The following is a 23,832-nucleotide window of genomic DNA, read 5'->3' as shown; positions in this document are numbered from 1 at the left end:
ATTTGCGTGTTTGTTGAGCTCTGCTCCGTAGTGCCCGCGCTGGGATGGGGCAAGTACGCAGCGGTGCAAAACGGCAGCGCGGCGGTGCCGGTCCGGTCCCGCTGCCTGCCAGTGATTTAGTGCGCGAGAGCCAGTAGTTAGCTCAATTAAGTGCAAGTATGACCGCAGTGCACAGGGTATATGGAACCCTGTTTTTGACCTTGTCAATGCAATAAAGTACCGCTCAGCTTAGCGGGTGCTTGCGGCATAAGTGATAATAATATTTGTTATATTTATGAAATGCCGGGGCCCGGCGTTGCACACGCCGGCGGCCGGGCTCAAGCGTAGTAAAGTCCCGAAACTGCCCACATTATGACCTGTGACTGCCACAAGCTGGTGGAGGTGCCCGTAGCGGGGGCCCGCCTGACCGGAGAGCTCATTATTCCAAGCGGCGCGCGGACGCTGGTGATTTTCTCGCACGGCAGCGGCAGCAGCCGGCTCAGCTCTCGCAATACCTACGTGGCCGAAGTGCTGCACGAGCACAGCATCGGCACTTTCCTGTTCGACCTGCTGACTCCCGAGGAAGACGCCGAGTATGCCAACCGGTTTGATATTCCGCTGCTGACCGACCGGCTGGTGGCGGCCACCGATTACCTCGACACTCTGCCGCGGGCTTCCGGCCTCACCTTTGGCTACTTTGGGGCCAGCACCGGCGCGGCCTCGGCGCTGGGCGCGGCGGCCCGCCGGCCCGAGCGCGTGCTGGCCGTGGTATCGCGCGGCGGCCGGCCCGACCTCACCGGCCCGGGCCTCTCGCACGTGCAGGCGGCCACGCTGCTCATCGTGGGCGGGCTCGATGCCGAGGTGCTGGCCCTCAACCGCCAGGCCATGGACGCGATGACGTGTACCAAGTACTTGGCCGTGGTGCCCGGCGCCACCCACCTGTTTGAGGAAACCGGCACCCTCCAGCAGGCCGCCGACCTGGCCGCCGCCTGGTTTAGCCGGTACCTGCAGCCCATCCCCCAAACGGCCTCCTAGCCCGCCCGCGCCATGTTCCGGAACCGCCACGATGCCGCCCTGCGCCTGGCCCAATACCTCGAAAAATACCGGGGCGAAGACGGCATTGTGCTGGCCATTCCGCGGGGCGGCGTGCCCATTGGCTACGTCATTGCCCAGCACCTCGGCTTTCCGCTGGAGGTCGCGCTTTCCAAGAAAATAGGCCATCCCGGCAACAGCGAATTTGCCATTGGCGCGGTGTCGCTCGACAGCGTGGCCGTGGACGAGCGGGCCGCCGCTACCGTGCCGGCCGAGTACATTCAGGAGCAGGTGGCGCGCATTCAGGCCAAGCTGCGCGACAACTTTCGCGCGTTCATGGGCGGGCAGCCGCCCACCCCGCTCAAAGGCAAAACGGTCATCCTGGTCGACGACGGCATTGCCACCGGCAACACCATCCTGAGTTTGGTGCAGGCCATTCGCAAAAGCCAGCCGGCCCGGCTGGTGGTGGCAGTGCCCGTGGCACCCCCGCACGCTCAACGCCGCCTGGGCCCGCTCGTCGATGAGTTTGTGTGCCCGCTGCTGCCTCCCGATTTTGCGGCCGTGGGCCAATTCTACCAGGAATTCAGTCAGGTAGACGACGAAGAAGTCATTCGGCTGCTGCGCGAAAACGCGGCCACCGTTTACCACGCCAGCGGTGCCGTAAACCACGGCGGCCGCATGAAAGAGTAGGGAGCCGGGAATCGGCGGGCGAGGCCGGTAGTGGGAAGGGCGGGTTGAGCCGTTGGGGTGTCGTTTTCGTACAATACGGCACTGCCGGCTCGCACAAGGCCGGCGGTTACCGGTACCACCTTTTCTGCGTTCCTATGAAGCTTTTTTCTCTCTCATTCTTTCCGGAACCCTGTTTCTGGCCCCAGCTCCCGCGGCCACTGCCCAACAGGCGCCGTCGCCTTACCACACCAGCCTGTTCAAGGACGGCGCCATTACCACCGGCCTGACGGTTTTAAGCGTGACGGGCTTGTACCTGGTGCAGCAAAAAAGCGGCCTGAGCGACGATGAGCTGGCGGCGCTCGACCGCAACGACGTGCCCAAAATAGACCGCTTTGTGGCGGGCAAGTACAGCGAAAGTGCCCAGCTCACCAGCGACCTGCTGTGCTACCCCACTCTATTGATTGCGCCGGGCCTGCTGGCCCTCAACCCCGCCGCGCGCGGCCGCTACGGCCAGGTAGCGGCCCTATACCTGGAAACCATGCTCGCCACCGATGCCCTGTTCACGATGAGCGTGGGCACCGTGTCGCGCAACCGGCCCTACCTCTACGGCACGGAGGGTGGCAGCGCCCGCACCGGCAAGATTGCCACCAACTCGTTTTTTGCCGGCCACACGGCCCACACCGCCACGGCCACGTTTTTTGCCGCCAAAGTCTTCCACGATTTCAACCCCGACTCGCCGGCCCAACCCTTCATCTGGGGAGCGGCTGCCGTCGTGCCAGCCGCCGTGGCTTATTACCGCATCGAGGCGGGCAAGCACTTTCTCACCGACAACCTGCTGGGCTATGTCGTGGGCAGCAGCATCGGCGTCCTGGTGCCGCAACTGCACAAAACCAGCGGGGGCGGGGCCTTTCGCTGCTGCCCATGCAGGGGCTCAACGCGAACGGCTTTGCCTACAGCGGCCTGCTGCTCACCAAGCGCCTGTAGCCCGAGCCCGGCCACGGGCTTGTGCGGCCGTCACTTGTTGGCGAAGGCAGGATTGTGCTGATATTCGACGGCCGGAATATTCCGCGTGTACCCATCGGTTTTGCTTCATGAATCCTGCCCATGCCGCCCTGAACCGGGAGCTGTGGAATGCCCGCACGCGCCACCACCTGGCCTCGGATTTTTACGCCGTGGAGGCCTTCAAAGCCGGGGCCTCGTCGCTGAAAAATATTGAGCTGAATTTGCTGGGCGATGTGGCCGGGCTGCGTATCCTGCACCTGCAGTGCCACTTTGGGCAAGACACCTTGTCGCTCGCGCGGATGGGAGCCTGGGTAACGGGCGTCGATTTTTCGGAAGAAGCCATTGCCGCCGCGCGCCGCCTCAGCGCCGAGCCTGGGCGTGGCGGCCGAGTTCATTTGCTGCGACGTGCACGGCTGCCCGCGTACCTGCCCGATGCCCAATTCGATGTGGTGTTCACCAGCTACGGCGTGCTGACGTGGCTGCCCGACCTCACGGCCTGGGCCGGGCTGGTGGCCCGCTACCTGCGGCCCGGCGGCCGGCTGGTACTGGCCGAGTTTCACCCCGTGGTGTGGATGTACAGCGACGATTTCACGCGCTTGCAGTACAGCTACTTCCGGCGCGCGCCCATCGTCGAAACCGAGGTGGGCACCTACGCCGACCGCACCGCCGCGCTCACGCACCAGTCCGTTACCTGGAACCACGCCCTGAGCGAGGTCATCGGCAGCTTGCTGGGCCAGGGGCTGCGGCTGGATGATTTTCAGGAATACGACTTTTCTCCCTACGACTTTGTGCCGCCGCACGCCCAGCCCGTGGGCGACGGCACGTTCCGGATTGGGGCGCTGGGCGATGGCGTGCCCCTGGTGTTTTCGGTGGTGGCAACCCGCCCTTAGCCGCTTACTTTCGTGCATGCAGTCAGCCAGTACCGTATTTATGGTCCGCCCGGCGCGGTTTTCCTTCAATGAGGAAACGGCCGTTTCCAACCACTTTCAGCAGGCCATTGCCGGGCTGCAGGAGGCGCAGGTGCAGGCCCGGGCCTTTGCCGAGTTTGATGCCGCGGTGGCTTCGCTGCGGGCCCACGGCGTGCAGGTGCTGGTGTTCGACGACACGGCCGCCCCCGCCAAGCCCGACGCCGTGTTTCCCAACAACTGGGTGAGTTTGCACGCCGACGGCACCGCCATTCTGTACCCTTTGTGCGCCCCCAACCGCCGCCCCGAGCGCCGGCGCGACATCGTGGCGGCCTTCCAAGCGCAGTTTAACGTGACGGAGGTGCTCGATTTATCGGCTCACGAGCAGGAGGGAAGGTTCCTGGAAGGCACCGGCAGCATTATTTTCGACCACGAGCACTGCGTAGCCTACGCCGGCCTCTCGCCCCGCACCGATGCCGGCCTACTGGCCGAAGTGGCCGCCCGGTTGGGCTACCAGCCGGTCGCGTTTCGGGCCCAGGACGCGGCGGGCCACGCCATCTACCACACCAATGTGATGATGTGCGTGGGCGCCGGCTTTGCCGTGGTGTCCCTGGAAAGCATTGCCGATGCCGCCGAGCAGGCTGCGGTGGTGGCGTCGCTCACGGCCACAGGCCACGAAATAGTAGACATCTCGCTGGCTCAAGTCGCGCACTTTTGCGGCAACATGCTTACCCTGCAGCCGACTACCGGCCGCGAGCCTGCTGGTGATGTCGCAAAGCGCCTGTACGGCCCTGACTGCGGCCCAGAAGCATACGCTGGAGCGCTACTGCGAGCTGCTGCCGCTGGCTATTACCACCATCGAAACCATTGGGGGCGGCAGCGCCCGCTGCATGCTGGCCGAGGTATTTTTGCCAGCCGCTGTGCAGTAGAAAGGGGTTCTAGAAATTGAGCTGGGGCTTACTTAACGGGGGCGCTGCTTACCGTGCCCGTGGCTTTGTCGACCTCAAACCGGGCGCGATTGGGCATGCGCTGCGCCCAGTCGGTGCGGGGCACCAGCACCTGCCAACTGGCGTCGTTGTCGTTCACGCGGGCCGAGTCGAGCACGTACAAATCGGCGTTGGGCTGGCTTTGCAGGTAGCGGCCGACGGCCGTGCGGGCATCGGCCGCCGTGAGCGCGGCGGCCGGGGGCGGTGAGGTAGTCTGGCCCGAAGCATCGGCGGCGGAGCGGGTTTGCTGGCAGCTGGCGAGCAGCAGCGCGGCGCAGAGCAGAGAGGCGAGGCGGTGGAGCATGTCGCAAAGCTAAGGGAGCCGCGGGGCCGGGCTTGCGGCTACAGCTTTTCGCCGCAGCGCCAGCAAAACTCAGCGTCGGGCCGGTGCTCGGTGGCCTGGCACACGTGGCAAATCACCTGCTTGAAAGGAGCCGGGGTCGCCTTCGCGCCCAGGGGCCCCGCGACCATTTGGGCTGAAACAATGCCCGTGGGCACCGCGATGATGGCGTAGCCCAGAATCATGAGCGCCGAGGCCAGCGTCTGGCCCAGTACCGAGACGGGCGAGATGTCGCCGTAGCCCACCGTCGTGACCGTGACAATGGCCCAATACACGCTCTTAGGAATGCTAGTGAAGCCGTTTTGCCCGCCTTCGACCACGTACATCAGCGTGCCCACCACCACGGTGAGCATGAGCACGGCCGTGAGAAACACCATGATTTTGAAGCGGCTGGCCTTGAGGGCATTCACAATGAATTCGCCCTCGCCCACAAACTGGCCCAACTTGAAAATCCGGAAGATGCGTAGCAGCCGCAGCGTGCGGATGGCCACCAGCGAGTGGCTGCCCGTGAAGGCCAGGGCCGCCAAAGTCGGCACGCTGGACAGAAAATCAATAATACCCAACCAGCTGAAGGCGTAGGCCAAGGGCCGGCGCACCACCACCAGCCGGGCCAAGTACTCGATGACAAACACCACGGTAAAAAACCATTCGAACGCCCGCAGCACCTGCCCGTACCGCGCATTAATGGTGTGCACGCTATCGAGCATTACGGCGCCCACGCTCAGTATAATGGCTATCAGCAGCACGACGTCGAACATCCGCCCGGCGCGGGTATCCGCCTCGAAAATGACGCTGTAGGCATTGCGCTTCCACTGCGGAGCCGTATCGCGGGGGCGAGCTTCCATAGATTATCCGGGTATTTAAATCCCCTCTTCTTACGCAGGCGGCCTGGGAATGGGCTAGGGTGTGTGGACAATCGCCGACCTTTGGGTGGTGCGACGCTATGAACTCAAAGATGCCGATTGGGCGCGATTAGCGCCCCTGTTGCCGGGCAAAGCCGGCGATGCCGGCCGCTCGGCGGCAGACAACCGCTTGTTTTTAAACGCCGTGCTCTGGATTGCCCGCAGCGGCGCGCCGTGGCGCGATTTGCCCGAGCGGTTCGGGCCGTGGAACTCCACGTACCGCCGCTTCCGCCGCTGGGCGCAGAAAGGCGTCTGGCAACGCGTATTCGAGGCCGTACAAGACCCGGACCTGGACTGGGCCATGCTCGATTCCACCAGCGTGCGGGCCCACCAGCACGCCGCGGGGCAAAAAAGCAGTGCCCTAGCCGAAGCGCTGGGCCGTTCGCGCGGCGGGTTCACCAGCAAGCTCCACGTCGTCGTAGACGCGCTGGGCAACCCGCTGCGCTTGCGGTTGACGCCTGGACAGCAGGCCGATTGCACCGTGGCCGCGGACTTGCTGGCCGGATTGGCGGTGGGGGCCGTGCTGGCCGACAAGGCCTACGACACCGATGCCCTCGTGGCCGGCTGCGCCCAAACCGGCGCGGCCCTCGTCGTGCCCAGCAAGCGCAGCCGGCGCGTGGCGCGGGTGCTGGACCGCAACCTCTACGCTGACCGCAACAAAGTCGAGCGCTTCTTCAACCGCCTCAAGCAGTACCGACGCCTGGCCACGCGCTATGAAAAAACGGGCGCCTCCTTTCTCGCTTTCGCGCATTGCGCCGCTACTCTCGTCTGGTTGCTCTAATTGTCCACACACCCTAGTGCGCCGGGCTACGCCTCCTGCGGGGCGAGCAGGGCGGGGCTTTCGAGCAGGCGGGCGCCCTTGCTTTGCAAATCGGCGAGCGCGGCCCGGAACCCGTCGGCGCTGATGGGCCGGGTGGCGTCGGTGATGAGGGTGGTGGCAAAGCCCTCGGCTAGCGAATCCAGGGCCGAAAAATACACGCAGTAGTCGCCGGCCAGGCCGGCCAGGTACACCTCCGTGATGCCGCGGCCGCGCAGGTAGTCGGCCAGGCCGGTGGCTTTGCGGTGGCCGTTGTCGTGAAAGGCGCTGTACGAGTCGATTTCGGGGGCAGTGCCCTTGCGGAAAATGGCTTCGACGCGGTGCGTTTCCAGGTCGGGGTGCAGGCTGGCGCCGGGCGTTTCCTGCAGGCAGTGGTCGGGCCAGAGCGTCTGGGGCAAGCCGTGCAGCTCAATCTGGTCGCAGGCAGACCGGTCGGCGTGGCTGCTGGCAAAGCTGTGGTGGCCGGCCGGGTGCCAGTCCTGGGAGGCCACCACCAGGTCAAACTGCGGCTGCAAGGCATTGACCAGCGGGATGATGGCGTCACCATCGGGCACGGCCAGCCGGCCGCCGGGCACAAAATCGTTTTGAATATCGATGAGCAACAGGGCATTCATTCGGGAAAGGTCGAGCAGAAGTAGGGCAAACCAAGCATAGTGCCGGGGGTTACGTCTACGCAGCTACCCATTATTCCTCCAACATTCCTCCTCATGCCCCAGCTTCAGAATCAGATTGTCCTCGTTACCGGGCCTACGTCCGGCATTGGCAAAGTCACGGCCACGGCGCTGGCCCGCATGGGCGCCCACGTGGTGCTGCTGGCCCGCAACGCCGAAAAAGCCGAAGCCGCCCGGCGCGAAATTCAGGCCGCAGCCGGGCACGACCGAGTCGACGTGCTGCTGGCCGACCTGGCCGACCTCGGGAAGGTGCGCCGGGCCGCGGCCGAGTTCCACGCCCGCTACCCGCGGCTCGACGTGCTGGTGAACAACGCGGGGCTGATTTTTGGCGCCCAGCGCCAGCTTTCCGTCGACGGCCACGAGCCTGGGGCTGGCCACCAACCACCTGGGCCCCTTTCTGCTCACGGCCCTGCTGCTGGAGAAGCTGCGCGCCAGCCCGCGGCCCGCGTCGTCAACCTCGCGTCGATGGCCTACAAGTACGCCAAGCCTAATCTGGCTGATATTCAATCGGAACGCAGCTACAGCGCGGCGCGAGTGTACGGCAACACCAAGCTCTACAACATCATGTTCACGCAGGAGCTGGCGCGCCGCCTGCGGGCCCACGGCATTGGCAACGTTACGACCAATGCCCTGCACCCGGGCGTGGTGGCCACCAGCTTCGGCGACAGCGCCGGGGGCTGGCTGGGCAAGCTCACGCAGGCTGGCGCGCCCATTTATGATTTCGGTGGAGAAAGGGGCGGAAACGAGCATTTTTCTGGCCTCGGCGCCCGAGGTAGCCGCCATCAGCGGGGGCTTTTTTGACAAGAAGAAAGCCGAGCCCGTGAAGCACCCTTTCAACACCGCCGACCATGCCCGCCAGCTCTGGAAGCTGAGCGAGCAGCTCACCGAAACGTCCTTTTTGGCGTAATTAGGGCTTCAATTCCTCCCGCCGTCTTTGCCTGCCCATGCCCAGCTCCGCCGTTGACCTTGCCGCCTACACCGCCCGGGTGGGCTACGAGGGCCCCCTCACGCACTCGCTCGAAACCCTCGTGGGGCTGCACCGGGCCCAGGCGTTCAGCATCCCCTTCGAGAACCTCGACATTCATCTCAACCGGCCCATCGGCCTCGACCCGGCCAGCCTGGAGCAGAAGCTGGTGCACGAGCAGCGCGGCGGCTACTGCTACGAACTCAACGGCCTGTTTCGGCTGGTGCTGCAGCAGCTGGGCTTTGCGGTGACGTGCCTGGTGGGGCGCAACCTGCTGGCCGGGCCCCGCTGCGGCCCCGCGCGCACCAGGTGCTGCTGGTGGAGGTAGCCGGGCAGCCGTGGCTGATCGACCTGGGCTTTGGCACCAACGGCCTCGTTGAGCCAATTCCGCTGGTGGCGGGCCCCGAGCACCGGCAGTTCTTCGACACCTACCGCCTGCAGGCCGCCCCCAACCACAACTACCACCTGCAGCTGCATATGCAGGGCGCGTGGCAAAGCCTCTACACCTTCACCCTGGACGAGGCCCAGCCCAGCGACTTCCAGATGATGAACTTCTACTACTCCCAGTCGCCCGATTCGCCCTTTCGCAAGCAGCGCATCACCACCCTCGCCGCGCCCGATTTCCGGGTGAGCTTGGTGGATAAGGAGCTAAAAATCAGGCGGCCCGATGGCAGCGTCAGCGCCACCACTTTAGTTGATGCCGCGGAACTCGAGCAGGCGTTGGAAAGCCATTTTGGACTTCGGCTGCCCGCGCCGCTGCCTATTTAGCCGGGGCGGGGTCGGCGGCGTTCAGGATGGCGGCCCAGTCAGCTTCGGTTTTGGGGTTTTGCTTGCTGGCGGCAGCTTTTAGAGCGGCGGCCAGGGCCGGCGCGGCGGCCTGCAGGGGCCTGAGGCTCAGTTTTACGGGCAGCAGCTGGGCTTCCGGCGTGCGCAGGTAGTACACGGTTTTGTCTTCAATCTCGTCGTAGCGGCGGTCACTGCTGTAGGCGCCCTGGAAGTCGGCTTTCTTCAGGGACTTCACGTAGTGCTTGAGCAGGGTGTAGCGGCCCTCGTGCAGCACTTCCACGTAGTCGGGGCGGTTTTTGGCCAGAGGAGCTTCTTCGAAGCGCCGAAACGTGCGCTGCCGGCCCAGGCCCTGCGCAAAGCCCGGCTCCAGCAGCACAAACTGCACCACGCGGCGGTCGTCCAGCTGCAAAGAATCGTTGGGGCGCTCCACCGTGCGCATCAGCAGGCGTTGTTCCAGCACGTCGTACTTCAGGGGCACGGCCGCCAGGGGAATCTTATTATTCAGCGTAATCCGGGCCGGCAGCCAGCGGTTGTCAACGTACGGCGACCCAATCAGGCCATAGCTGCTGCCTCGCGGCACGACAGCCGGGGCTCCCGCTGCCAACGCCGCCAGGTTGGCCTGCGCGGCAGTTCCTTCCTGGCCCAGGTTGGCTATCTGGGCGTGGCTGGGAGCAGCGCCGGCTAGCAGCAGGCCCAGCAGCGAAAGTTGACGGAGATTCATCGCGAAAAGAAACGTGGAAAGGTGATAATCACGGTGAATATAGCTTCTTTTTCAAATTGAAACGCATTCACCTCTGCTCATGAAATTTCTCCAAAAGCTGAATAAAGCCGGCCCGAAACCGGAAGTTGAGCTAAGCCGACGCCTCCGTGCTCTTTTGCAGTGCGCGCCACTCGTCTTCCAGAATGCCCATCTCGATGAGGGTCCAGTAGTCATCGCCGTGCTTCACCACGTCGCGCAGCACGCCTTCCTGCTGGAAGCCGGCTTTGAGGTAGCATTTGATGGCGGCCTGGTTGAAGTCGTACACGCCCAGGCTGATGCGGTGTAGTTTTAAGTCTTCAAATCCGATGCGCAGCAGAGCCTTCACCATGCCTTGGCAGATGCCCCGCCGGCGCTCGGTGGTGTTGCCCACCAGCACCCGCGTGATGCGCCCGGCGCGGTCGCGCAGGCTGATGCCGCCCAAGGAGATGTGGCCCACCGTGATGCCCGTTTTCGAGTCTACCGCTTTGTAAACAAACACGTTCGGGTCTTTCATGTCGTTGGAGCCTTCCACGTACCACGCCAGGCCCGACTCGGTGAGCGGAAACGAGAACATGGAGCCGCTCCATTCTTTCATCAGCCGTTCTTCGTTTACCCAGTCCATTAGTTGGCTGAAATCGGCGGGGCCGAAGGGTTCAAGTGTAATCATAAAAAACGCGAATCTGCAAAAAGCCAACCTATGAATAAGCTCGAAAGTTAAGGCACGCCCGGGGCTCTTGGTTCAACCATCGGGCCCGCGGGCTTGTTAACTGCTTACTTTTTCCACCTGTCCTTTCCTTTCATGAACTTATCCAACAATACCGTTTTGCTTACCGGCGGTGCTTCCGGCATTGGGCTGGCCCTGGCCGCGCGCTTTTTGCAGGCCGGTAGCGAAGTAATTATCTGCGGCCGTCGCGCCGACAAGCTAGCCGAGGCTCAGGCCCAACACCCCGGCCTGCGCATCCGCGTGTGCGACGTAGCCAATGCCTCGGAGCGAATTGAGTGGTGCGTTGGGCCACGGTCGAATTTCCCCACCTGAACGTGCTGGTGAACAACGCCGGCATCCAAAACCGCCTGCAGCTGGCCGACGATGCCGAGGACTGGGAAAGCCGCCGCCAGGAAATCGTCATCAACGTGGAAGCGCCCATGCACCTGGCCACGCTCCTGATTCCGCACCTGCGGCAGCAGCCCCACTCGGCCATTATCAACGTGACTTCCGGCCTCTCGTTTGCGCCGGCCGCGTTTGCGCCCATCTACAGCGCTACCAAGGCGGCGCTGCATTCCTTCACGCTTTCGCTCCGCCACCAGGCGGCGCCCACGGGCATCGAAGTGCTCGAGATTGTGCCGCCGGCGGTGAACACCGACCTGGGCGGCGTGGGCCTGCACACCTTCGGCGTGCCGGTCGATGACTTTGCCGATTCCGTCATGGCTCGCCTGGCCGCGGGCGAGCAGGAGGTAGGCTACGGCACCTCGGAGCAGGCCCGCCTGGCTTCCCGCGCCGAACTGGACGAGCGGTTCCGGCTGATGAATAAGCGCTAGGAGAGTGGACCTTAGCTAAACAAGAACGTCATGCTGTGCTTGTCAAAGCGTCTTGCCCGATGGAACCTCACCCCCGGCCCCTCTCCAAAAGAGAGGGGAGCCACGGCACAAGGGGTAGCTCAATTAATAAAAGCAAAAAGGCCCGGCTCACTTGAGCCGGGCTTTTTGCTTGGTAACGAATGGCACCCCTCTCTTTTGGAGAGGGGCCGGGGGTGAGGTTTCAGCGAGCGAGATGCCTCGCTTCGCTCAGCATGACGGCCTTTTATCACCGGTTCAATTTTCCAACTTCAGCGCCTGGCGGCTGCGCTCGCGCACCTGGGCCGTCAGGGCGGCATCATCCGCCAGGTGCTGGCCGAAGGAGGGCACCAGCTCCCGGAAGCGGGCTTGCCACTCGGGGGAAGCGGCCCGCTCGGGAAAACACTTTTGCACCAAATCGAGCATGATGGCCACGGCCGTGCTCGCGCCGGGCGAGGCCCCCAGCAAGGCGGCAATGGAGCCATCGGCTGCCGTCACCATCTCAGTGCCGAACTCCAGTACGCCACCTTTCTTCTTGTCTTTTTTGATGACCTGCACGCGCTGGCCGGCCACTTCCAGCTGCCAGTCGTCGGGGTTGGCATTGGGGTAGTACTCGCGCAGGGCGGCGGTGCGCTCTTCCGGCGACTGCAGCACCTGCCCGATGAGGTATTTGGTCAGGCCGAGGTTGCGGGCGCCGGCGTAGAGCAGCGGCCGGATGTTGCCCAGCTCAATGGAGCGGAACAAATCGGTGTACGAACCCTTCTTCAAAAACTTGGTGCTGAAGCCAGCATACGGTCCAAAGAGCAGCTCTTTTTTGCCGCTAATCTGGCGGGAATCGAGGTGCGGCATCGACATGGGCGGCGAGCCCACGGCCGGCTTGCCGTACACCTTGGCCTCGTGCCGGGCAATCACGGCGGGGTTGCGGCACTTCAGCCACTGCCCGCTCACGGGGAAGCCGCCGAAGCCGTTGGCCTCCGGGATGCCCGACTTTTCGAGCAGCGGCAGCGAGCCGCCGCCGGCCCCGATGAACACAAACCGCGCCCGCACAATCCGGCTTTCGTCGGTGGCCAGGTTGCGCACTTTCAGCCGCCAGATGCCGTCGTCTTTCTGGCGGAAATCCTCGACTTCGTGGCCCAGGTTGAAATTGATGCCGGGCAGTTTTTTCAGGTAGTTGGACAGGCAGCGGGTAAGGGAGCCAAAATTCACGTCGGTGCCGATGGCCATGCGCGTGGCCGCCACCGGCACGGCGGGGTCGCGGCCTTCCATCACCAGCGGAATCCAGGCCGCCACCTGGGCGGGGTCGTCGCTGAATTCCATGCCCTGGAACAGGGGCGAGCCCAGCAGCGCGGCGTGGCGCTTGCGCAGGTACTCCACGTTGGCCGCGCCCCACACAAAGCTCATGTGCGGGATGGTGCGGATAAAGTCCGCCGGCTCGGGCAATTGCCCTTCCAGCACCAGGCTGGCCCAGAACTGCTTGCTGACCTCAAACTGCTCGGCAATTTTATCGGCCTTGCTGATGTCGATGGAGCCGTCGGGCCGCTCGGGCGTGTAGTTGAGCTCGCAGAAGGCCGAGTGGCCGGTGCCGGCGTTGTTCCAGGCGTCGGAGCTTTCGGCGGCCACGGTGTCGAGACGCTCGTAGCCGGCGATGGTGATGTTGGGGTCCAGGGCTTTGAGCAGCACGCCGAGCGTGGCACTCATGATGCCCGCGCCAATGACAATGACATCGGTGACGGGTTTGGCAGGGTCTTGTTCCGGGAAGGGCATAGGAAAGGAAAGTAGGAAGGCCGCAAGCAATACGAAGCACAACCGCCAAGGGCTGTTTGTTGGCGAAAAAACCAACCGCTACCTTGCAGCACCCAACGTCAAGCTCCCCTCCTTAGCTAAGGAGGGGATGTTCGAGCCGAAGGCTCGGACGGGGTGGTTGCACTTGTTGAACGACATCCAAACGACGGTTACTGCGCTGTTTAGCCGTTAGTCGTTAGGGTATCGTTGGCTACGCCGACCTTCGGTTCAACGAGTGCAACCACCCCCTGCCGCTCCGCGCCAGCGTCCCCTCCTTAAAAAGGAGGGGAGTTTTTGTTCTTTCTTTGCTCCCATGCCCGACCTCGATTTGCCCCTGCTGCCCCTGCCCACCCGCGCCGAACCGGACAATACCGCGGCGCCGCGGCTGCTCATCATCTACACCGGGGGCACGGTGGGCATGGCCGTAAACCGCAACGGCGAGCTGGTGCCCATGCAGTTTGGCCGCCTCGACCGCAAGATGCCGGAGCTGGCGCGGCTGCCGTTTCAGCTGTCGCTGCTCAGCCTGCCCGCGCCCATCGACAGCAGCAACGTCACGCCCGCCGACTGGCTTTTTCTGGCTCAAATCATCGGTCGGCACTACGCCGATTTCGATGGCTTTGTGGTGCTGCACGGCACCGACACCATGGCGTACTCGGCGGCGGCGTTGAGCTACGTGCTCGAGCACCTGGGCAAGCCCGTGGTGTTTACCGGCGCCCAGGTGCCGGTGGGCGCCAACCGCTCCGACGCCCAGCGCAACCTCATCACGGCCCTCGAAATTGCGGCGGCGCGCCACCCCGCGCCCACACCGTGCGCGTGCCCGAGGTGTGCGTGTTTTTCAACGACGTGCTGATTCGCGGCACGCGGGCCAAAAGGTAGAGAGCCAGCAGTTTGCGGCGTTCAAAAGCGAAAACTACCCGCCGCTGGCCCGGGCCGGCATCGGCCTCGAGTTCGACGACAAAAGCATCCGCCTGCTGCCTGGCGCCCACCTGAAAGTGCACACCAACCTGGAAACCGGCGTGGCCGTGCTGCGCCTGTTTCCGGGCATTACGGAGGCCGTGGTGAGCGCCATTCTGGGCGTGGCGGGGCTGCGGGGCTGCGTGCTCGAAACCTACGGCTCGGGCAATGCGCCCACGGCGCCGTGGTTTCTGAAATGCCTGGCCAACGCCCGCGCCCGCGGCGTGTGGCTGCTCAACGTGAGCCAGTGCGAAGAAGGCCGGGTGGTGCAGGGCAAGTACGAAACCAGCGCGCATTTCACGGAGCTCGGCATTGTGGGCGGCGACGACATCACGACCGAAGCCGCCGTGACCAAGCTCATGTTTGTGCTGGGCCTGGGGCTGGGGGAGGAGCGCACCCGGCAGCTGCTCTCGCAGGACCTGCGCGGCGAAATCACGCCGTAAAAACAGTTATCAGTGAGCAGTTAACAGTGAGCAAGGGGTGACGCAGACGTTGAGCCAAAAAGCACAGGGCATATTTTTCACTGATAACTGCTCACTGCTCACTGCTAACTGCCCTTCCCGCCCTATCTTTGCCCCACCAACCACCATCCTTGAGGGGTGTCCGAGTGGTCGAAGGAGCACGCCTGGAAAGTGTGTATGGCTCAAAAGGTCATCGTGGGTTCGAATCCCATCCCCTCAACAAAAAGCCCGTTTCCATATAGGAAACGGGCTTTTTTATTGGGCTGATAACTGGCTCAATTTTGCTTATTCGGCCACTACTTCAGTAACCGTGACTTCGGTGCGGGCCGTGTCGGGCGGGCGCGGGAACGTGACCGACTGGTTGCGGCTGGCCCCCGGGGCCAGGCCCGCAAAGCGGCCTTTGGCGGTTTCAATCACCTTGCCCTCGGCGTTGTAGTAGTTCACGGCGTAGCGCCCTTCGGTGATTTCGGCCAGGGTCGCACGGTTGGTAAACGTGAAGCTGTAGCCCGTGGGCTGCACCTGCAGCTTGCTGGTAACCAGGCTGCGGATGTTGCGCAGGCTCGTAGCGCAGCAGGCTCGCGCACCAGGCGCGCGTGTTCGGGGCTGTGCAGGCCCTGCTGGCGGTAGGCCGCGGGACTGTCGATGACCGGGTTTCCGGTTTGGGCAAAAGCGGAGGTGGACAAACCCAACCCCATCAGAACGAGCAAAGAACGCAACATATGCAGAAATAAATACAACTTATTGTTGAGCAAAGATAAGTTGAGCCGGCCCCTTTGCAGCTTCTGTTTAGCATAAATCTCCCTGCTTCAGGCAAGATTACCGCAACGCTACTACGCCGCGTAAGCGCTGAAAACCCATTACCTTGCCCAGCAAATCTGCACCAACCCGTGCCCTTTCCTTATGGCTCCGTCCCCAATGCTGACTGCTGCTCCCGGCGCCGTCGAAAAAGATAACAAGCGCATCACCACCGGCTGGACGTTTTACGACTGGGCCAACTCGGTGTACCCGCTGGTGATTACCAGCTCAATTTTCCCGATTTACTGGTCCAGCGTCATCAAGCAGATTACGCACACCGACAGCGGCCAGAGCCCGGTCGATTTCCTGGGGATGAAGGTGCCCGGCTCGTCGCTGCTGAACTACGCCATCTCGGCCTCGTTCCTGCTCATTGCCATCGTGAGTCCGTTTCTGACGTCGCTGGCTGACTTTTCGGGCCGCAAGAAGCTGTTTCTGCAAATCTTCTGCTACATCGGGGCCATCTCCTGTGCGGGGCTGTTCTTCTTCTCGCCGGCCACGCTTACTATGTCCACGTTTGTTTTCGTGGCAGCTACGGTGGGCTTTTCGGGCAGCATCGTGTTCTACAATTCCTACCTGCCCGAAATCAGCTCGGAAGAAAAGTTCGATTCGCTCTCGGCCAAAGGCTTCTCGATGGGCTACATCGGCTCGGTAATTCTGCTGGTTACCTGCTTGGTTATTAATCAGTTTCACGAGAAGGTGGGTATCACGGCCGAGCGCGCCGCGCAGCTTTCATTCCTGCTCACGGGCATCTGGTGGGCCGGCTTCGCCCAGATTCCCTTTGCCACGCTGCCGCCCGACCGCGGCCGCCCCGCCGATGCGCCCGCGGCTCAGGGCGGCTGGCTGCTCAACGGCTTCCACGAGTTGGGCAAGGTGTGGGACCAGCTCAAGCAGCTGCCCAACGTCAAGAAATTCCTGCTCGCCTACTTCACCTACAACATGGGCGTGCAAACGGTGATGTACGTGGCCACGCTCTTCGGCACCGACGAGCTGCACCTCGAATCGGGCGCACTCATTCTCACCATTCTGCTGCTGCAGGTGGTGGCCATTGCGGGCGCTTACCTGTTTGCCAAGCTCTCCGAGCGCATCGGCAACACGCGGGCCCTGAGCTGGTCGGTGTTCATCTGGATGCTGATTTGCATCGCCGGCTACTACGTGCAGGCCGGCTGGAGCTTCTACGCGCTGGCGGCCGTCATTGGCCTCACCATGGGCGCCATCCAGAGCCTGAGCCGCAGCACCTACTCCAAAATCATTCCCGAAAACACGCCCAACTCGGCCGCCTTTTTCAGCTTTTTCGACGTGACCGAGAAGCTGAGCATCGTCATCGGCACGGCCACGTTCGGCATCATCAACCAAATCATGGGCTCGATGCGCTACAGCCTGCTGGCCCTGATTGTGTTCTTCATCCTGGGCCTGTATTTCCTGCTGCAGCTCCGCGGCAAAAAGCTGCGCGAAGACTCCCTGGGGCCCATTGTGCTGCCCGGCCCGCCGCCCGCCTCGGCTGCCGCCGAAATGGGCGCGCCCATGTCCCGCTAGCCGTTGTCTTTTGCATACTTCGCGGCGCTTAGCCCAACTTTTCAGTACCTCATGCACACCTCTTCCATCCAGAAAAACATCCTCGCCGAGCTCGACCACGAACTGGCCCAAACCCGCAAAACCCTCGAACGGGTCCCTTTCGACCAGGCCGACTACAAGCCCCACCCCAAGAGCATGTCGCTGTGGCAACTGGCCACCCACGTCGTGAACCTGCTGGCTTTCAATACTCTGTTTGTAACGCACGATTCGCGCGACTTTCTCGACCCCAACGGGCCGAAGCCGGGTCCCACCCCCACCAGCCACGACGAGCCTGCTGGCCCGCTTCGATGAGTATAGCGCTACCCTGCGCCAGGCCTTGAGGGAGAGCGACGACGAAAAGCTTACCACGAGCTTCAAGCTGCACCGCGGCGAGCAAGTGATGTTCGACTATCCCAAGGGCACCGCCATTCGCATTATGGGCCTGAACCACAGCATCCACCACCGCGGCCAGCTCACCGTGTACCTGCGCCTGCTCGATATCCCGGTGCCCGGCCTCTACGGTCCCAGCGCCGACGATAAATAGGGCTTTGCCTCGCCGGTTATTGCGAGGACGGAGGACATTCCGTGCATCAGGCGGCGTCAAACCGTCCTCTCACTGCGCGACCAGGCCCAATAATGCAAAAAGCCCCGGCCCTGGATTGAGCCGGGGCTTTTTGCTGATAAGGACGTCCTGAGTTTCGAAAAGGCTGGTCACATCGCAGGGCTGTTCGCACCGGAAGGACGGATTGCAGCGTTCCACTCGCAACGACCGCCGCCTACTGCTTCTGATACGCCTGCTGCCCGCCAATCCAGGTCTGGAGAACGGGCGCGTTGCGCAGCTGCTCATTAGGCGCCGTCAGCAGGTCCGTGCCCATCACCACGAAATCGGCGAGCATGCCGGGCTTTATTTGGCCCTTACGCTTTTCCTCGAAGGCGGCGTGGGCAGCCCAGGTGGTCATGCCGCGCAGGGCGTCGGGCCGGGAAATGGCGTTTTCCATCTGGAAGCCGCCCTTGGGAAAGTTTTTGGCGTCCTGCCGGGCCACAGCCGAGTGGAAGCCATAGAGCGGGTTGATGTCCTCGACGGGGAAATCGGAGCCAAGCGCCAGGCGGCCGTATTGCTTGAGCAGCTCGGCGTAGGCGTAGGCCGTTTTGAGGCGTTCGGCGCCGAGGCGCTCGCCGGCCCAATACATGTCGGAAGTGGCGTGGGTGGGCTGCACCGAGGGCACAATGCCAAACTGCCCGAACTTGGGCATGTCGGCCGGCGTGACGACCTGGGCGTGCTCAATGCGCCAGCGGCGGTCCTTCTGGCCTTTCAGCGCCTCCCCGTAGATGTTGAGGATGATGCGGTTGGCCGAGTCGCCGATGGCGTGTGTGTTCATCTGGAATTTCGAGGCAGCCAGCTCCTTGGCCAGAGCGCGGAATTCCTTCACGGTGGAGAGCAGAAAGCCAGTTTCCTTGGGCCGGTCGGCGTAGGGCTTCACCAGGCAGGCGCCGCGCGAGCCCAGCGCGCCGTCGGCGTACACCTTAAAGGAATTAACGGTGAGCTGGTCGGTCAGAATGGGGCCGTTTTTCAGGTAGTGCGTGCGGTTGGCCGGCGTGGGGTTAAGCATGGCGTATAGCCGGAGCTTGAGTTGCCCTTGCTGCTGCAAAGCGGCCATCTGGTCCACGTCGGAGCGGTCGAGGCCGGCATCGGCGAGGCTGGTGAGGCCCACGGCCAGGCAGTTTTGCTGGGCTTGCAGCAGCAGGCGGTTGGATTCGGCAGTGGCCGGGTCGGGGATTTTGCTGCTTACCAGCCGGGTTGCATTGTCGACCAGCAAGCCGGTGAGGCGGCCCTGGGCATCGCGCGTGATGGTGCCGCCGCTGATGGGCGTGCGGGCCGTGACGCCGGCCAAGTCCAGCGCCTTCTGGTTGACCACGGCGGCGTGGCCGTCGACGCGGGTGATGAGCACCGGCACGTCCGGAAACAGTTGGTCGAGCGTGTCCTTGGTCGGGAACTGCTTGTTGGGCCAGTCGTTCTGGTCCCAGCCGCGGCCGGTGAGCCAGGCGGCCTGCGGGTACTTCTTCCGGTTTTCCTGCAGCTTTTGGATGACGGCCTTCCACGACGTGGTGCCTACCAAATCGGCGCTGGGCAAAGCCAGCGCGTAGCGGTAGAAGTGGCAATGCGCATCGTAGAAACCGGGATAAATGAACTGCCCTTTGGCGTCTACTTCCTTGGCCGCTGAATAGCGCGATTTCAGGTCGTCGGTCGAACCCACGGCCACAAACTTGCCGTCTTTCACCGCGAAGGCTTCGGCCTTGGAGAAGGTGGAATCCACGGTGTAAACCGTGGCGTTGGTAACGAGCAAATCAACTGACTCGCGCTGGCCGGACTGGCACCCGGCCAAAGCTCCTAACGCCAGAAGTGGAACGGCCATCTTCCGGGCCAATAGCTTGGTAAAAATCATCATGGGCAAGGCAAAGAATGGGAAACAGGAAAAAGAACGTCATGCTGAGCGGGGCCGAAGCATCTCGCGTGCAATAGTAATTCAATCGTTCAATCGAAAGGGTTCAATCGAAAGGATTACTACCCCACGCGAGATGCTTCGGCTCCGCTCAGCATGACGGTTGGATGAGGCGCGTTTAGCGCCTTATTCGTATCGGCTTACTCGAAGCGCATGTGCTTCACCGACTCGCCCGAAAACTGCAGCTCCTGCAGCGACTCGATGCCGATTTGCAGGTGGCGCTTCACAAAATCGGTGGTCACTTTGGAATCCGATTCTGAGGTTTTCACGCCTTCCGGAGTCATGGGGTTATCGCTCACCAGCAGCAGGGCGCCGTGGGGAATGTCGTTCATGAAGCCGACCACGAAAATGGTGGCCGTTTCCATGTCGACGGCCATGGCACGCACCCGGCGCAGGTAGTCCTTAAACTCGGCGTCGTGCTCCCACACGCGGCGGTTGGTGGTGTACACGGTGCCGGTGAAGTAGTCGAGCTCGTGCTTTTTAATCATCGACGACACGGCCCGCTGCAGGCGGAAGGAGGGCAGGGCCGGAATTTCCTTGGGCAGGTAGTCGTCGGAGGTGCCGTCGCCGCGAATGGCTGCAATGGGCAGCACCAGGTCGCCGAGCTTGGTCTTTTTCAGGCCGCCGCACTTGCCCAGAAACAGCGCCGCCTTGGGCTTGATGGCCGAGAGCAGGTCCATCACCGTTGCGGCCATGGGCGAGCCCATGCCGAAGTTGATGATGGTGATGCCGTTGGCCGTGGCCGTTTGCATGGGCTTGTCGAGGCCGCGCACTTCGCAATCGAACTGCTCGGCAAACATGTACACGTAGTTGCTGAAGTTGGTGAGCAGGATGTACTGCCCAAACTCGTCCAGCGGCACGCCAGTGTAGCGCGGCAGCCAGTTATTTACAATTTCTTCTTTGGTCTTCATATGGCAATGTGTGAATGAGTGAATGGGTGAATGGGTGAATGAGTTCAGGAGCCAAACGATGCACCCATCATTCACTCATTCACCCATTCACCCATTCACTCATTGAAAAGGGTACCTTTGGAGGTGATGCAAGCCTGGACCTGCCGCCTTTCGACGCCAAACTTACGCAATCGGCCACGAATCAGCCACTCATCTGGGACGGGCTGCGGCGCAAACACGTCGTGCTCACGCCCGAGGAATGGGTGCGCCAGCACGTGGTGCACTACCTCACCGGCCACCTGGGCTACCCGCGCGGCCTGCTGGCCCTGGAGCGCGGCCTGCGCTACAACCAGCGCCAGAAGCGCACCGACCTCTTAGCCCTGGACCCCGAAGGCAAGCCGCTGCTGCTGGTGGAATGCAAGGCCGCGTCGGTGCCCATCACGGCGGCCGTGGCCCAGCAGGCCACTACCTACAACCAAACCATTGGCGCCCCGCTGCTGCTGCTCACCAACGGGCTGGTGCATTACTGCTGGCGCGTCGATTTCGAAAAGCGCACCAACGAGCGCCTGGAAGAAATCCCGCCCTTTGTGGTGGCGGTGCAGCTGTAGCTTAAGCTACGCTAAAGAAGCCTGCCCGCCATCCCTCATAGTTGAGCGACAGCGGGCAGGATCCTGCCTGATAAAAGCGCTTACAGCCCCAGGCTGTACACGGCCTTCAGGTAGAGCAGTGCTCCGTTGAAGCCCATCTGCACCGGGGCGTAGGGGTACACGTCGCGGTTGGTGGGGAAGGGCGAAGGCGCGCCGTAGCGGTTCTGGAAATACTGCTCAAACTGCGCGCGGGTAGCAAAGCCGCCCGGGGCCACGCCGTTGGAAGCCGCTTCGTCGAGCGTGTTGGGCTTCACGTTGAGCAGGTTTTGGGCGCCCAGCGTGAAACTCAGGGCCTTGGTGGGCTGGAAGCTGACGAGCAGGTCCGTCACCGTCCGGGGCTTGAACACGAGCAGGTAGCCCCCGAAGTCGTACACCGTGGGGTCGGGCGCCACGTCGTAGTAGCGCACCTCGCCGAAGTAAGTATTGCGCAGGCCCAGGGATATTTTGCCGCGGGTGTAGTTCAGGCCGAGCAGCACTTTGCTGGCCGGGTTGCCCGTTTCGATGAGCGACACCTGGCGCGGGTCGATGTAGTTGGTGGTCGGGTTGTCGTCTTCCTGCAAGCTGCGGAAGGTGGCCGGCACGTTCTGCCGGCGGGTGGTGGTGCGGGTAAAGTTACCGGCCGCGGTGGCCGAGAACTGCCCGCCGCCGAGGGCGTGCTGGTAGGTAGCCACCAAGTCGATGCCCCGGGTGCGGGTGTCCAGGTCGTTGGTGAAGAACTGGGCCTGGCTCACGCGGTTATTGGCCAGGGTCTGCGTCAGGTTGGGGCTGATGCCGAAGCCCGGCCGCAGCAGGCCCGAGAGCGTGATGCGGTCGTCGATGTCAATCTGATAAGCATCGGCCGTCAGCGAAAAAGCGGGCGTGGGCGTCAGGACCAGGCCGGCGCTTGCGCTGCGCGACTTTTCGGGCGTGAGGTCGGGCACACCGGCCTGCACCCGCAGGCTCGTCCTGGTTGTTGAAAATGCCGGCGTACACCACGCCGCTTACCCCCGGGCGCTGCGTAATCTGGCGGTAGAGCGACTGCTGCAGCGAAGGCGCCCGGAAGCCGGTGTTGAAGGCGCCGCGCAGGGCCAGGTACTTGGTGGCCTGCACCCGCGTGGTGGCCTTGTAGATAAAGGCCGACCCGAAGGTGGAGTAGTTCTCGTACCGCAGCGCGCCGCTCACCGACCAGTTCTTGGTCACGTCGGCTTCCACGTCGAGGAAGGTGCCCACGTTGGTGCGGGTGCCCACCACCGCCGAGGCCCCACCGAACCCGCTGAAACCCTGAGCGCCCTGCTGCGAATCGGGCTTGCCCAGGTCGTACTCGGCTTCGGCGCGCTCGTCGCCGCGCATGATTTCGTAGCGGTCGGCCCGGAACTCGGCGCCAAAGGCCACGTTGGTGCCGGCCAGCACTTGGTCAAAAAAGCGGTTGGCCGTGGCGTTGGTCACGTTCTGTAGGAACTGAAAGCCACCCGCGTTGCCAAACGTCGTGGGCGAAGCAGCTCCAAGCGTGGCGTTCAGGGTGTTTTCCAGGTCGTACGTCATGCGGTTGTAGCCCGAGGTATTGCTCACGTCCAGCGTCCAGTGGTTGGGGCCGGTCTGGCCCAGCACCACGCCTACCGTGCCCGCGCCGTCGTGAATGCGGGTGTTCACCTGGGGCTGGTAGCCGTAGGGGAAGAGGCTTTCCACAATGTCGGGGGCCTGGGTAGCCGGCAGCACCCACAGCGTGGAGGCCTGCCCGCGGCGGAAGTTGTACCCACCAAAGCCATAGAAGGCGAGCTTGTCGGACAGCTCCACCCGGGCGTTGAGCAGGCCGCGCAGGTTGCGCACGCGGGCGTCGCCGTTGCGCTGCTCAAAGTCGCTGTAGGTTTTGCCGGCCTTTGCCAGCGCGGCCTGCTCCGCGGCGGGGTTGCTGGTCACAAACACGGGGCTCACCCGGGCGTCGCGGGCGTAGCCGCGGGAGGTGCGGTCGCGGTAGTCGGCGTCGGCGGTCAGGTTGAGAAAGCCTTTCTGGCCCAGCCGGAAGCCTTTGTTCACACCGAGCAGGGTGGCCAGGCCGTCGCCGGCGGTGGTCAGGCCGCTGTTGAGCAGCACGCTGCCGTCGCGGTTGCTGTTTTTCAGGCTGATGTTCATCACGCCGGCAATGGCGTCGGAGCCGTACTGGGCGGCGGCGCCGTCGCGCAGCACTTCCACCCGCTCCACGCCCAGGCTGGGCAAGGTGTTCAGGTCGGTGCCCACGCTGCCCAGGCCGCGGTTGCTGAGCAGGTTCACGAGGGCCGTGGTGTGGCGGCGCTTGCCGTTCACGAGCACCAGCATTTGGTCGGAGCCCAGGCCGCGCAGGTTGGAGGGTCCACGTGGTCGGAGCCGCCGGCGGCGGTCTGGCGGGTCGAGTTGAAGGCCGGCACCGTAAACTGGAGCAGTTGGGTCAGGTCGGTCTGGGGCACGGTGCGCAGCAGCGCGGCCACGTCCACCACGTCCACGGGCACGGCCGATTCCAGGGCCGTGCGGTCGTCGCGGCGGGTACCCACGGCCACCGTAGCCGGGCTCAGGCGCAGGTTAAACGCGTTGGTTCCGGTGGCCTTTAAGTACACGTTGGTTAGCGTCTGGGCCTGGAAGCCCGACTGCTGCACTTGCAGGATGTAGGGCCCCCGGACAGCAGGCCGGTAAGGACGAAACGGCCGGTTTGGTCGGTGGTGGTGGTGCGGCGGGTGCCCGTGGCCAGGTAATACAACGTCACGGACGCCCCTTGCATGGGCGAGGCCTGCGCCTCGTCGCTGCCGGCCGCGACTTGTCCACTCAGCTCAACCCCGCCCGTTGGGGTCACCGGAGAGGTGGAGGCAAAGGGCGCGGTTTGCGCCGCCACCCCCAAAGAAGTTAATCCAAAGCCCAGGGAAGTAAGAAACACCCGGGCGTACTGCGTAAAAAGAGTCAT

General features: G+C 63.4%; 28 protein-coding genes, 1 tRNA gene and 1 pseudogene. 17 read left to right on the top strand and 13 right to left on the bottom strand.

Annotation, left to right across the window (positions count from 1 at the left end; genetic code table 11):
• Positions 1 to 351 precede the first annotated feature (351 nt).
• The 5 genes from ACFQT0_RS19010 (at position 352) to ACFQT0_RS18990 (ending at position 4,536) form a co-directional block, all read left to right on the top strand.
• Positions 352 to 1,014 (top strand): dienelactone hydrolase family protein, encoded by a 663-nt coding sequence (locus tag ACFQT0_RS19010; RefSeq protein ID WP_380204721.1) that lies wholly within the window; start codon positions 352 to 354, stop codon positions 1,012 to 1,014.
• 12 nt (positions 1,015 to 1,026) lie between these two features.
• The gene (locus ACFQT0_RS19005; RefSeq protein ID WP_380204720.1) at positions 1,027 to 1,701 is read left to right on the top strand and encodes a phosphoribosyltransferase; all 675 of its coding nucleotides are present in this window, start codon (positions 1,027 to 1,029) and stop codon (positions 1,699 to 1,701) included.
• A gap of 277 nt (positions 1,702 to 1,978) precedes the next feature.
• Complete coding sequence (locus ACFQT0_RS19000) at positions 1,979 to 2,725, top strand: phosphatase PAP2 family protein (RefSeq protein WP_380204719.1); 747 nt, start codon at positions 1,979 to 1,981, stop codon at positions 2,723 to 2,725.
• 46 nt (positions 2,726 to 2,771) lie between these two features.
• Positions 2,772 to 3,572: a class I SAM-dependent methyltransferase gene (locus ACFQT0_RS18995; RefSeq protein ID WP_380204718.1), complete on the top strand. Its 801-nt coding sequence runs from the start codon at positions 2,772 to 2,774 to the stop codon at positions 3,570 to 3,572.
• Between the two features lie 16 nt (positions 3,573 to 3,588).
• Positions 3,589 to 4,536, top strand: a complete 948-nt coding sequence (locus tag ACFQT0_RS18990) for an arginine deiminase-related protein (protein WP_449272074.1) — start codon at positions 3,589 to 3,591, stop codon at positions 4,534 to 4,536.
• Between the two features lie 8 nt (positions 4,537 to 4,544).
• Here ACFQT0_RS18990 and ACFQT0_RS18980 read toward each other — a convergent pair whose 3' ends face one another.
• Both ACFQT0_RS18980 and ACFQT0_RS18975 read right to left on the bottom strand, forming a co-directional pair.
• A complete protein-coding gene (locus ACFQT0_RS18980) occupies positions 4,545 to 4,877 on the bottom strand; it encodes a hypothetical protein (RefSeq protein ID WP_380204717.1) in 333 nt (110 codons plus the stop codon).
• Positions 4,878 to 4,915: 38 nt separating this feature from the next.
• Positions 4,916 to 5,758: an ion transporter gene (locus ACFQT0_RS18975; RefSeq protein WP_380204716.1), complete on the bottom strand. Its 843-nt coding sequence runs from the start codon at positions 5,756 to 5,758 to the stop codon at positions 4,916 to 4,918.
• A gap of 88 nt (positions 5,759 to 5,846) precedes the next feature.
• Here ACFQT0_RS18975 and ACFQT0_RS18970 point away from each other — a divergent pair, with 88 nt between their 5' ends.
• Complete coding sequence (locus ACFQT0_RS18970) at positions 5,847 to 6,596, top strand: IS5 family transposase (protein WP_380200245.1); 750 nt, start codon at positions 5,847 to 5,849, stop codon at positions 6,594 to 6,596.
• A gap of 26 nt (positions 6,597 to 6,622) precedes the next feature.
• Here ACFQT0_RS18970 and pncA read toward each other — a convergent pair whose 3' ends face one another.
• Positions 6,623 to 7,246, bottom strand: coding sequence for a bifunctional nicotinamidase/pyrazinamidase (pncA, locus tag ACFQT0_RS18965; RefSeq protein ID WP_380204715.1), 624 nt, complete (start codon positions 7,244 to 7,246; stop codon positions 6,623 to 6,625).
• A gap of 93 nt (positions 7,247 to 7,339) precedes the next feature.
• Between pncA and ACFQT0_RS18960 the strand changes: the two genes are divergently transcribed.
• Positions 7,340 to 8,104, top strand: a complete 765-nt coding sequence (locus ACFQT0_RS18960; RefSeq protein ID WP_380204714.1) for an SDR family NAD(P)-dependent oxidoreductase — start codon at positions 7,340 to 7,342, stop codon at positions 8,102 to 8,104.
• Positions 8,105 to 8,247: 143 nt separating this feature from the next.
• Positions 8,248 to 9,035 (top strand): annotated as a pseudogene (locus ACFQT0_RS18955) (arylamine N-acetyltransferase family protein).
• On the opposite strand, the gene ACFQT0_RS18950 reads toward ACFQT0_RS18955, so the two are convergent.
• Positions 9,028 to 9,774, bottom strand: a complete 747-nt coding sequence (locus ACFQT0_RS18950; RefSeq protein WP_380204713.1) for a hypothetical protein — start codon at positions 9,772 to 9,774, stop codon at positions 9,028 to 9,030. The pseudogene ACFQT0_RS18955 and the gene ACFQT0_RS18950 overlap by 8 nt on opposite strands.
• A gap of 130 nt (positions 9,775 to 9,904) precedes the next feature.
• Positions 9,905 to 10,459, bottom strand: a complete 555-nt coding sequence (locus ACFQT0_RS18945) for a GNAT family N-acetyltransferase (protein WP_380204712.1) — start codon at positions 10,457 to 10,459, stop codon at positions 9,905 to 9,907.
• Positions 10,460 to 10,591: 132 nt separating this feature from the next.
• On the opposite strand from ACFQT0_RS18945, the gene ACFQT0_RS18940 reads away from it, so the two are divergent.
• Together ACFQT0_RS18940 and ACFQT0_RS18935 are read left to right on the top strand one after the other, a co-directional pair.
• Complete coding sequence (locus ACFQT0_RS18940; protein WP_380204711.1) at positions 10,592 to 10,828, top strand: SDR family NAD(P)-dependent oxidoreductase; 237 nt, start codon at positions 10,592 to 10,594, stop codon at positions 10,826 to 10,828.
• Positions 10,795 to 11,328, top strand: coding sequence for an SDR family oxidoreductase (locus ACFQT0_RS18935; RefSeq protein ID WP_380204710.1), 534 nt, complete (start codon positions 10,795 to 10,797; stop codon positions 11,326 to 11,328). Before ACFQT0_RS18940 ends, ACFQT0_RS18935 begins: the two co-directional genes overlap by 34 nt.
• Positions 11,329 to 11,601: 273 nt before the next feature.
• Here the strand turns inward: ACFQT0_RS18935 and ACFQT0_RS18930 are convergent, their stop codons facing one another.
• Positions 11,602 to 13,107 (bottom strand): malate:quinone oxidoreductase, encoded by a 1,506-nt coding sequence (locus ACFQT0_RS18930; RefSeq protein ID WP_380204709.1) that lies wholly within the window; start codon positions 13,105 to 13,107, stop codon positions 11,602 to 11,604.
• Between the two features lie 331 nt (positions 13,108 to 13,438).
• On the opposite strand from ACFQT0_RS18930, the gene ACFQT0_RS18925 reads away from it, so the two are divergent.
• The 3 genes from ACFQT0_RS18925 to ACFQT0_RS18915 all read left to right on the top strand — a co-directional run bounded on the left by ACFQT0_RS18925 (position 13,439) and on the right by ACFQT0_RS18915 (position 14,760).
• A complete protein-coding gene (locus tag ACFQT0_RS18925; RefSeq protein ID WP_380204708.1) occupies positions 13,439 to 13,975 on the top strand; it encodes an asparaginase in 537 nt (178 codons plus the stop codon).
• The gene (locus tag ACFQT0_RS18920) at positions 13,950 to 14,522 is read left to right on the top strand and encodes an asparaginase (protein WP_380204707.1); all 573 of its coding nucleotides are present in this window, start codon (positions 13,950 to 13,952) and stop codon (positions 14,520 to 14,522) included. The genes ACFQT0_RS18925 and ACFQT0_RS18920 overlap by 26 nt, the downstream gene beginning before the upstream one ends.
• Before the next feature lie 150 nt (positions 14,523 to 14,672).
• Positions 14,673 to 14,760, top strand: a tRNA-Ser gene (locus tag ACFQT0_RS18915).
• Positions 14,761 to 14,825: 65 nt separating this feature from the next.
• Here ACFQT0_RS18915 and ACFQT0_RS18910 read toward each other — a convergent pair.
• Entirely contained in the window at positions 14,826 to 15,059 is a 234-nt protein-coding gene (locus ACFQT0_RS18910) for a hypothetical protein (RefSeq protein ID WP_380204706.1), read from the bottom strand.
• A gap of 381 nt (positions 15,060 to 15,440) precedes the next feature.
• Here ACFQT0_RS18910 and ACFQT0_RS18905 point away from each other — a divergent pair, with 381 nt between their 5' ends.
• From ACFQT0_RS18905 to ACFQT0_RS18895, 3 genes are read left to right on the top strand one after another with little or no spacing between them, the layout of a single operon-like run.
• Entirely contained in the window at positions 15,441 to 16,868 is a 1,428-nt protein-coding gene (locus ACFQT0_RS18905; RefSeq protein ID WP_380204705.1) for an MFS transporter, read from the top strand.
• Positions 16,869 to 16,919: 51 nt separating this feature from the next.
• Positions 16,920 to 17,198 carry a hypothetical protein gene (locus ACFQT0_RS18900; RefSeq protein ID WP_380204704.1) on the top strand — a complete coding sequence of 93 codons (279 nt, stop codon included), beginning with the start codon at positions 16,920 to 16,922 and terminating at the stop codon, positions 17,196 to 17,198.
• A gap of 25 nt (positions 17,199 to 17,223) precedes the next feature.
• On the top strand, positions 17,224 to 17,430 hold the full coding sequence (locus ACFQT0_RS18895) for a DinB family protein (RefSeq protein ID WP_380204703.1): 207 nt from the start codon (positions 17,224 to 17,226) through the stop codon (positions 17,428 to 17,430).
• A 232-nt stretch (positions 17,431 to 17,662) separates the two neighbouring features.
• Here ACFQT0_RS18895 and ACFQT0_RS18890 read toward each other — a convergent pair whose 3' ends face one another.
• Together ACFQT0_RS18890 and ACFQT0_RS18885 are read right to left on the bottom strand one after the other, a co-directional pair.
• The gene (locus ACFQT0_RS18890; protein ID WP_380206079.1) at positions 17,663 to 19,330 is read right to left on the bottom strand and encodes an amidohydrolase; all 1,668 of its coding nucleotides are present in this window, start codon (positions 19,328 to 19,330) and stop codon (positions 17,663 to 17,665) included.
• Between the two features lie 197 nt (positions 19,331 to 19,527).
• Complete coding sequence (locus ACFQT0_RS18885; RefSeq protein WP_380204702.1) at positions 19,528 to 20,298, bottom strand: AMP nucleosidase; 771 nt, start codon at positions 20,296 to 20,298, stop codon at positions 19,528 to 19,530.
• A gap of 221 nt (positions 20,299 to 20,519) precedes the next feature.
• On the opposite strand from ACFQT0_RS18885, the gene ACFQT0_RS18880 reads away from it, so the two are divergent.
• Positions 20,520 to 20,885 carry a type I restriction enzyme HsdR N-terminal domain-containing protein gene (locus ACFQT0_RS18880; RefSeq protein ID WP_380204701.1) on the top strand — a complete coding sequence of 122 codons (366 nt, stop codon included), beginning with the start codon at positions 20,520 to 20,522 and terminating at the stop codon, positions 20,883 to 20,885.
• 80 nt (positions 20,886 to 20,965) lie between these two features.
• Here ACFQT0_RS18880 and ACFQT0_RS18875 read toward each other — a convergent pair whose 3' ends face one another.
• From ACFQT0_RS18875 to ACFQT0_RS18860, 4 genes are read right to left on the bottom strand one after another with little or no spacing between them, the layout of a single operon-like run.
• Positions 20,966 to 21,856, bottom strand: a complete 891-nt coding sequence (locus ACFQT0_RS18875) for a TonB-dependent receptor domain-containing protein (protein WP_380204700.1) — start codon at positions 21,854 to 21,856, stop codon at positions 20,966 to 20,968.
• Positions 21,744 to 23,216, bottom strand: coding sequence for a TonB-dependent receptor plug domain-containing protein (locus tag ACFQT0_RS18870; protein ID WP_380204699.1), 1,473 nt, complete (start codon positions 23,214 to 23,216; stop codon positions 21,744 to 21,746). Before ACFQT0_RS18870 ends, ACFQT0_RS18875 begins: the two co-directional genes overlap by 113 nt.
• Positions 23,201 to 23,530 (bottom strand): hypothetical protein, encoded by a 330-nt coding sequence (locus ACFQT0_RS18865; protein ID WP_380204698.1) that lies wholly within the window; start codon positions 23,528 to 23,530, stop codon positions 23,201 to 23,203. The genes ACFQT0_RS18870 and ACFQT0_RS18865 overlap by 16 nt, the downstream gene beginning before the upstream one ends.
• On the bottom strand, positions 23,497 to 23,832 hold the full coding sequence (locus ACFQT0_RS18860; protein ID WP_380204697.1) for a carboxypeptidase regulatory-like domain-containing protein: 336 nt from the start codon (positions 23,830 to 23,832) through the stop codon (positions 23,497 to 23,499). The genes ACFQT0_RS18865 and ACFQT0_RS18860 overlap by 34 nt, the downstream gene beginning before the upstream one ends.

Source organism: Hymenobacter humi (genome assembly GCF_042665855.1).
Lineage (GTDB): Bacteria > Bacteroidota > Bacteroidia > Cytophagales > Hymenobacteraceae > Hymenobacter > Hymenobacter humi.
The sequence above is the reverse complement of the archived record's forward strand: the minus strand, read 5'-3'. Positions and strand labels throughout refer to the sequence as shown.

Coding starts and splice junctions, on each gene's coding strand:
- ACFQT0_RS19010 (WP_380204721.1), top strand. CDS start 352: ATGACCTGTGACTGCCACAAGCTGGTGGAGGTGCCCGTAGCGGGGGCC.
- ACFQT0_RS19005 (WP_380204720.1), top strand. CDS start 1,027: ATGTTCCGGAACCGCCACGATGCCGCCCTGCGCCTGGCCCAATACCTC.
- ACFQT0_RS18995 (WP_380204718.1), top strand. CDS start 2,772: ATGAATCCTGCCCATGCCGCCCTGAACCGGGAGCTGTGGAATGCCCGC.
- ACFQT0_RS18990 (WP_449272074.1), top strand. CDS start 3,589: ATGCAGTCAGCCAGTACCGTATTTATGGTCCGCCCGGCGCGGTTTTCC.
- ACFQT0_RS18980 (WP_380204717.1), bottom strand. CDS start 4,877: ATGCTCCACCGCCTCGCCTCTCTGCTCTGCGCCGCGCTGCTGCTCGCC.
- ACFQT0_RS18975 (WP_380204716.1), bottom strand. CDS start 5,758: ATGGAAGCTCGCCCCCGCGATACGGCTCCGCAGTGGAAGCGCAATGCC.
- pncA (WP_380204715.1), bottom strand. CDS start 7,246: ATGAATGCCCTGTTGCTCATCGATATTCAAAACGATTTTGTGCCCGGC.
- ACFQT0_RS18960 (WP_380204714.1), top strand. CDS start 7,340: ATGCCCCAGCTTCAGAATCAGATTGTCCTCGTTACCGGGCCTACGTCC.
- ACFQT0_RS18950 (WP_380204713.1), bottom strand. CDS start 9,774: ATGAATCTCCGTCAACTTTCGCTGCTGGGCCTGCTGCTAGCCGGCGCT.
- ACFQT0_RS18945 (WP_380204712.1), bottom strand. CDS start 10,459: ATGATTACACTTGAACCCTTCGGCCCCGCCGATTTCAGCCAACTAATG.
- ACFQT0_RS18940 (WP_380204711.1), top strand. CDS start 10,592: ATGAACTTATCCAACAATACCGTTTTGCTTACCGGCGGTGCTTCCGGC.
- ACFQT0_RS18930 (WP_380204709.1), bottom strand. CDS start 13,107: ATGCCCTTCCCGGAACAAGACCCTGCCAAACCCGTCACCGATGTCATT.
- ACFQT0_RS18925 (WP_380204708.1), top strand. CDS start 13,439: ATGCCCGACCTCGATTTGCCCCTGCTGCCCCTGCCCACCCGCGCCGAA.
- ACFQT0_RS18905 (WP_380204705.1), top strand. CDS start 15,441: ATGGCTCCGTCCCCAATGCTGACTGCTGCTCCCGGCGCCGTCGAAAAA.
- ACFQT0_RS18900 (WP_380204704.1), top strand. CDS start 16,920: ATGCACACCTCTTCCATCCAGAAAAACATCCTCGCCGAGCTCGACCAC.
- ACFQT0_RS18890 (WP_380206079.1), bottom strand. CDS start 19,330: ATGATTTTTACCAAGCTATTGGCCCGGAAGATGGCCGTTCCACTTCTG.
- ACFQT0_RS18885 (WP_380204702.1), bottom strand. CDS start 20,298: ATGAAGACCAAAGAAGAAATTGTAAATAACTGGCTGCCGCGCTACACT.
- ACFQT0_RS18870 (WP_380204699.1), bottom strand. CDS start 23,216: ATGCTGGTGCTCGTGAACGGCAAGCGCCGCCACACCACGGCCCTCGTG.
- ACFQT0_RS18860 (WP_380204697.1), bottom strand. CDS start 23,832: ATGACTCTTTTTACGCAGTACGCCCGGGTGTTTCTTACTTCCCTGGGC.